The organism is Glutamicibacter sp. AGC84, from assembly GCF_053543575.1.
Map to the genome: position 1 here is coordinate 1 of NZ_JBLVOC010000015.1, position 6141 is coordinate 6141.

Consider the following 6141-nt stretch of genomic DNA (forward strand, 5'->3'; position numbering starts at 1 on the left):
TTGGCGTCCTCGGTCTGGAAGGAGATGGTGTCCCACTCGATGTCCGGATCCTTGCCCACGGTATTGGGGGTGGCGTGGTGCTTGTTGTGCTTGTTCATCCACCACTGGTAGCTGATGCCCACGACGATATTGGCCAGGAACTGGCCCAGCTTGTCATTGCGCTTGTGCGAAGCCAGGATCTGGCGGTGTGCCGCCTCGTGCGCCAGGAACGCGAATTGGGTGAGCAGCAGGCCCAAGGCTGCGGCCATCAGCAACTGGAACCAGCTGTCGCCCAGGAGGATGAAACCGGTAACGGTACCGGCTAGCAGCACCGTCAGCACGATGCCCAACCCGAGATAGTGCCCGCGGCGGCGGCCGACCAGTCCAGCTTCGGTGACCAACTTCTTGACGTGGAAGAAGCTCTTGGGGTCGCCCGGCTTGACCGTTGGCCCTTGGGGATGGAGTGTTGCAGTGCTGCTCAAGAAAATATCCTTGGGTACTAGGCGTCGACCTCGCAGTCGAAAGAACTGAAAAACTCGGCTCCCATAGTGCCAATCCTACGTTGGATAGCTGTGAACTTGCCAGTGCAATAAGTGCCCAAGTGAGGCCCTAGAAATGGGCCGTTAGTTGACCCTGTGCAACTTCCCATCGGGCGTCCAGTCGCACATTCTCCAGCAAGCGCCGATCATGGGTGACCAGCAGCAGTGCTCCGGTGTACGCTTCCAGGGCTTCTTCGAGCTGTTCGATGGCCAGTACGTCCAGGTGGTTGGTCGGCTCATCGAGCACCAGCAGGTTCACCCCGCGGGCCTGGAGCAGCGCCATGGATGCGCGGGTTCGCTCGCCGGGGGAGAGCGAATCCACCAGGGCCGAGGACTGGTCGGCCTTCAAGCCGAACTTGGCAAGCAGGGTGCGCACCTCCGCGGCGGAGTACTCGGGCACTTCCAGTTCGAAGGCTTCGCCCAGTGGCAGGTCGCCGGGCAGCTGGGTGCGCGCCTGGTCGATTTCTCCGATATTCACCGAACTGCCCAGGGATGCCGAGCCGCTGTGCGGGGCCAGCTTGCCCAGCAGCAGGTTCAGCAAGGTCGACTTGCCTGCTCCGTTCGGGCCGGTGATGCCAATCCGGTCCCCGGCGTTGACCTGCACCGAAACCGGTCCGAAAGCGTAGTCCCCGTGGGATACCGAGGCCTCGTTGAGCGTGCACATCACCGAGGACCCGCGCTCAGCCGCGGCGATGGAGAACTGCAGGACCCATTCCTTGCGCGGTTCGGCCACTTCGTCGAGCCGGGCGATGCGCGATTCCATCTGGCGCACCTTGGCGGCCTGCTTTTCCGAGGACTCGGAGTTGGCCCGGCGGCGGATCTTGTCGTTGTCCGGCGCCTTGCGCATGGCGTTGCGCACGCCTTGCGAGGACCATTCGCGCTGGGTGCGGGCGCGGGAGACCAGATCGGCTTTCTGGTTCTCGAACTGCTCGTAGGCCTCACGGGCATGGGTGCGGTTGATGGCCCGTTCGGCAAGGTACGAGTCGTAGCCGCCTTCATAGGTGGCTACCTGGTTCTGGGCCAGGTCCAATTCGATGATGCCGGTGGTGCAGCGGGAGAGGAACTCGCGGTCATGCGATACCAGGATCACCGGCGCGCGCAGGGAATTGATGAAATGCTCCAAATGCTCCAGGCCCTCGAGATCGAGATCATTGGTCGGTTCATCGAGCAGCACCGCATCGAAGCGGGAGAGCAGCAGGGCTGCCAGAGCCACGCGGGCTACCTGGCCGCCGGACAGGGCAGTCATCTCGGTTTCTACCGGGAGGGTGAAGCCGAGCTTGGCCAGCACCTCGGGGATGCGGTCTTCCAGATCCATGGCGCCACAGGCCATCCAGTGGTCGAATGCAGCAGTGTAGGCGTCATCCGCACCGGGCTTGCCGCTGCCAAGTTCTTCGGCGGTGGATTCCATGGCGGTGGTGGCGGCGGCGCAACCGGTGCGGCGGGCCAAATACGCGGTGATGGTTTCACCTGGAACGCGGTCGTGTTCCTGGGGCATCCAGCCGATGAACGCAGAATCCGGGGCGGTGCTCACCGTTCCGGCCTGCGGGGCCGCGGCCCCGGCAAGCAGCGAGAGCAATGTGGACTTGCCAGCGCCGTTGGCACCCACTACGCCGTAGACATCACCGGGTGCGGCGGTGAAGTTCAGATTCGAGAAGAGGGTTCGGTGGGCGTGGCCGCCAGTCAGGTCCTTGGCCACGAGCGTTGCAGTCATGGCTCCAATTCTAGTTCCAGTCGGACGCGGAATATTTCCGGTGTGCCCTAGGTAATACCGGGCGAGAGTATTAGTCTATTAGCATGCATGCAGATAATAAGATTTATGCTCCGGATCCTTCCTCGGATTTCGTGGAGCTGGCCGCGGAAGTCTTCGGCTTGCTGTCCGATGCCACCCGGATCCGGATTGTGCTGCATCTGCGCCGTGCCGGTGAGCTCTCGGTCAACGCGCTCGCGGAGCTGGTCGAGAAGAGCCCTTCGGGGGTATCCCAGCACCTGGCCCGTTTGCGCATGGCGCGCATGGTGACCACGCGCCAGGACGGAACCAAGGTCCTGTACAGCCTCACCGATGAGCACCCGGCGCGTCTGGTCAGCGAAGCGATCAAGCAGGCGGAGCATTCGGTATCCAACGGACAGCTGCCGCTGCACCACGAAGCCCCGCAAGGCTAGCGGCAAAAGATACGGGAGTCGGCAAAGATGCTCGCAGTACTCAGGGACCAGGCGTACGCCAAGCTTTTCAGCGCCCAGATGATTGCGCTGCTGGGCACGGGCCTGCTTACCGTTGCCCTGGGCCTGCTGGCTTTCGATATTGCCGGCAGCAACGCGGGATTAGTGCTTGGGCTGGCTTTGACTGTGAAGATGGTCGCCTATGTGGCCGTTGCTCCTGTGGCCAATGCCCTGGTTTCCCATATTCCGCGCAAACCCGTGCTCATCGGGTCCAACATCATTCGTGGACTAGTGGCGCTCTGCCTCCCATTCGCCAGCGAAGCGTGGCAGATCTATGTGCTGATTTTCGTACTGCAATCAGCATCGGCGACCTTCACCCCCGCGTTCCAAGCGGTCATTCCCTCGATCCTGCCCGATGAGCGGGATTACACCCGGGCCTTGTCGCTGTCGCGGCTGGCCTATGACATGGAGTCGTTGGCCAGCCCGATGCTGGCGGCCGCGCTGCTGACCGTCACCAGCTACCACAACCTCTTCGCCGGGACCGTGCTCGGCTTTGCCGCGTCTGCTCTGCTTGTTGCCGCGACGCGCTTCCCGGCGATCCCGCCGCCCCAGAAGTCGCTCTTCTTCCATCGCCTCACCGGGGGAACCCGGGCATTCTGGGCGGCACGGGAACTGCGCAGCCTGATGGCGCTGAATCTGGTGGTCGCCGCGATCTCCGCCATGGTCATCGTCAACACAGTGGTGCTGGTGAAGGGGGATCTGGGCCGCTCGCAGGTGGATGTGGCGCTGCTGCTCGGAGCATACGGTGCAGGTTCGATGGCGGTGGCACTGGGCATGCCGGGGTTGCTGGAGCGATTCGAAGACCGCAGCGTGATGCTCGCCGGCGCCGTGATGATGCCGCTGCTGCTGTTCGTCGGTGCCGCTGTGATCGGCTGGGGCGAGGGTTCTGGCCAATGGGCCGGGCTCCTTGGCCTGTGGCTGGCCCTGGGTGCGGCGACCGCAACTATCCTCACGCCCTCGTCGAGGCTGCTGCGCCGCAACAGCACCGAGCAAAACCGCCCCGGTGTTTTTGCCGCGCAATTTTCCTTGTCCCATGCATGCTTCTTGCTGACCTATCCGGTGGCCGGCGCCCTGGGCGCTTCAATCGGCCTGTGGGGTGCGGCTCTGGTCCTGGTCGGCATCGGAGTGCTCGGTACGGTGCTGGCATTTGCCTCGTGGCGCCCGGTAACGGTTTCGGCGCACCAGGGGTGAGATCACCCGGGCAGCAGGACCGGCAGGCGCAATTGGAGCCGGGAGCTGGGAATGACGCTGGATTCCTCCTAGCCGGCCCTTGCCCGTGCGGGGCTGGATGTGTTCAGTCGCGAAGCTGACCGGTGCTATCGGCTAACCCGGAACTTGGACGCAATGTCCCGGGCTGCGGTCCTGGGACCTCACCGCGCGGAGCGCAGCATTTCCAGGACCTGGTCCTGGCCCACTTGCCCGAAGTCCTCGTAGAAGGCTCCGACGGCAGTGAAATTTTCCGGGGTGAGCAGTTGGCAGATGCCATTGACCAGGGGTGCCAATTCGGCAGCCGTTCCAGGCGAAGCCACCGGAACTGCCAGCGTGATGGAGGCGGGAGCCCGGCCCTGGATAAGATCCAGCGCGGCCTTCATCGTGGCGCCCGTGGCCATTCCGTCATCGCAGAGCAGCAGGTCGCGCCCGGCCAGATCGGGGCAGTAGTCCTTGAAGGTGCTGGCCAGGGCCCGCAGGTCGGCACCGGTGCCGCGTTCGAGGGATTCGAGTTCGTCCTTGCCGAAATACTGCAGAGCCCGGCGGTAGATCGCCTCGTTGATGTGGCGAGCGCTGCTAATCCCGTACCGGGCCATGGCGCCGAATGCCAGTTCGGGATTGCGGGGCACCCCGAGCTTGCGCACTGCCACCGCGCCCAGGGTGGCCCCGAGGGCCTTGGCCACTTCATGGGCGATGGGCACTCCGCCGCGCAGCAAACCCAGCACGGTGTATTCGCCGGCGGGCAGCAAGGTGGACAGCTTCATGCCCAGCACGGAGCCGGCATGGCTGCGGTTTTCGAACACTGTGCTTCTGCCTGTTGCCATAGTCCAAGTCTTGCCCAATGGCGCCCGATTGCAAGGGGGCTGCGGGAAATATCCAGCATTCCGAGTTCTGCGCGGTGATCAGGTGCCGCCACCGGATGCCGGCGAAGAAGTGCTGGCCGGGCGTGGCAGGGATCTTGAATGTTTGTGGCCAGGAACTATTTCCGGGCAGGCGCGGGGTGAACCCAGGACTCGGTGCCTTGCTAGAGACCCAGGAGGGACCGGGTGCGCTGGTATTTCTCGGCCAGCCGCTGCCGGGTAGCCTGATCCAGCTGGCTTGTGCGTTCCGGGTCGGTGTTATCGGCCAGGTCCGCTTCCTTGACCAGCAAGGCCAGCGCATTGCCGCGTACCCCGGCGCAATATTCTTCCAGGCTCTGCCCGGGCCGCTTGCTCAGCAGTTCCACCGCCACGATGACCGTGTCGGGAATGCCTGCGGCACGCAGGTCCGCCGCGCTCACGTCGCAATTCTCGATCACATCATGCAACCAGGCGGCTGCGATGGCTTCTGGCGAACCGCCGAGGTCGCGGGCGTGCCCGGCCACTCGTGCCGGATGCCCGATATACGCGGCGCCGAGCTTGTCGACCTGTCCTTCGTGGGCGCCGGACGCGATGTCCTTGGCCGTATCGATCATCGATTTGCGCTCGCGCATAGTCCGCCTCGCTGGGTAGTTCCTGTCGAGTCCCACTCTACGCATGGCGGCCGGCATTTGGGGAGGTAGCCTGATCCTTGAACTTCCACGTGCCTGCAGAGTGCAGCCGGCCGGCCCGGCGAGGGCAGCCAAGCCAAGGGCCGGTCCAGCAGCCGTTGCGGGACCGGCCCGGTGTCCCAGTGCGGAACTAGCTGGAGGCTCGTCCCAAGTTCTGGAACTTTTTCTGCCGGCGCTCCAACCGATCTGCCTCGGGAATGGCAAGGGCCAAGGAGATCTCCGCAGCAATAGCCGTTCCTAGTTCCTGGCAGAACTCGCGCGGCCGGGTGGCAGCGTCGTCGAACTCGTCCACCACGTGGTCCACCAGGCCAAAGGCGCACAGCGAAGCAACGCCGATCTTCTGCTGGCGGGCCATATCCGGGGCATGGCTGGTACTGCGGTGCATGATGGCGCTGGCGCCCTCGGGCGGCAACGGCGAGAGCCAGGAATTGCGGGCTGCGATGGTCCGGTCCGCCGGCAGCAGCGCCAGTGCGGCGCCGCCGGTACCTTGGCCGAGGAGCACCGACACCGAGGGGGACCGCAAGCCGATCAATTCGCTGAGCGAACGGGCAATCTCTCCGGCCAACCCGCCTTCCTCTGCCTGCACCGAGAGCTCGGCGCCGGTGGTGTCGATGATGGTGACCAGCGGCAGGCCGAGTTCCTGGGCCAGTTGCATCCCGCGGCGGGCCC

7 protein-coding genes are annotated in these 6141 nt (G+C 64.5%); 2 read left to right on the forward strand and 5 right to left on the reverse strand.

All coding sequences use genetic code 11. The features are described from left to right. Positions 1-461: fatty acid desaturase (locus tag ACNPN0_RS08830; protein ID WP_448937901.1), on the reverse strand; the 461-nt coding region annotated here is incomplete at its 3' end. Positions 462-588: 127 nt separating this feature from the next. Continuing rightward, positions 589-2229, reverse strand: coding sequence for an ABC-F family ATP-binding cassette domain-containing protein (locus tag ACNPN0_RS08835; RefSeq protein WP_332498667.1), 1641 nt, complete (start codon positions 2227-2229; stop codon positions 589-591). Positions 2230-2312: 83 nt separating this feature from the next. On the opposite strand from ACNPN0_RS08835, the gene ACNPN0_RS08840 reads away from it, so the two are divergent. Beyond that, positions 2313-2678 (forward strand): ArsR/SmtB family transcription factor, encoded by a 366-nt coding sequence (locus ACNPN0_RS08840; RefSeq protein WP_105658020.1) that lies wholly within the window; start codon positions 2313-2315, stop codon positions 2676-2678. A gap of 27 nt (positions 2679-2705) precedes the next feature. Continuing rightward, on the forward strand, positions 2706-3926 hold the full coding sequence (locus tag ACNPN0_RS08845; RefSeq protein ID WP_448937900.1) for an MFS transporter: 1221 nt from the start codon (positions 2706-2708) through the stop codon (positions 3924-3926). Between the two features lie 179 nt (positions 3927-4105). Here ACNPN0_RS08845 and ACNPN0_RS08850 read toward each other — a convergent pair whose 3' ends face one another. The 3 genes from ACNPN0_RS08850 to ACNPN0_RS08860 all read right to left on the reverse strand — a co-directional run. Beyond that, on the reverse strand, positions 4106-4768 hold the full coding sequence (locus tag ACNPN0_RS08850) for a phosphoribosyltransferase (RefSeq protein ID WP_448937899.1): 663 nt from the start codon (positions 4766-4768) through the stop codon (positions 4106-4108). Positions 4769-4968: 200 nt separating this feature from the next. Continuing rightward, positions 4969-5415 carry an HD domain-containing protein gene (locus tag ACNPN0_RS08855; protein ID WP_448937898.1) on the reverse strand — a complete coding sequence of 149 codons (447 nt, stop codon included), beginning with the start codon at positions 5413-5415 and terminating at the stop codon, positions 4969-4971. A gap of 187 nt (positions 5416-5602) precedes the next feature. Further along, positions 5603-6141: carboxyl transferase domain-containing protein (locus ACNPN0_RS08860; RefSeq protein WP_448938883.1), on the reverse strand; the 539-nt coding region annotated here is incomplete at its 5' end.

What these genes read in the sequence shown, in the direction of transcription:
- ACNPN0_RS08835 (WP_332498667.1), bottom strand. Translation starts at nt 2,229, where the DNA reads ATGACTGCAACGCTCGTGGCCAAGGACCTGACTGGCGGCCACGCCCAC.
- ACNPN0_RS08840 (WP_105658020.1), top strand. Translation starts at nt 2,313, where the DNA reads ATGCATGCAGATAATAAGATTTATGCTCCGGATCCTTCCTCGGATTTC.
- ACNPN0_RS08845 (WP_448937900.1), top strand. Translation starts at nt 2,706, where the DNA reads ATGCTCGCAGTACTCAGGGACCAGGCGTACGCCAAGCTTTTCAGCGCC.
- ACNPN0_RS08850 (WP_448937899.1), bottom strand. Translation starts at nt 4,768, where the DNA reads ATGGCAACAGGCAGAAGCACAGTGTTCGAAAACCGCAGCCATGCCGGC.
- ACNPN0_RS08855 (WP_448937898.1), bottom strand. Translation starts at nt 5,415, where the DNA reads ATGCGCGAGCGCAAATCGATGATCGATACGGCCAAGGACATCGCGTCC.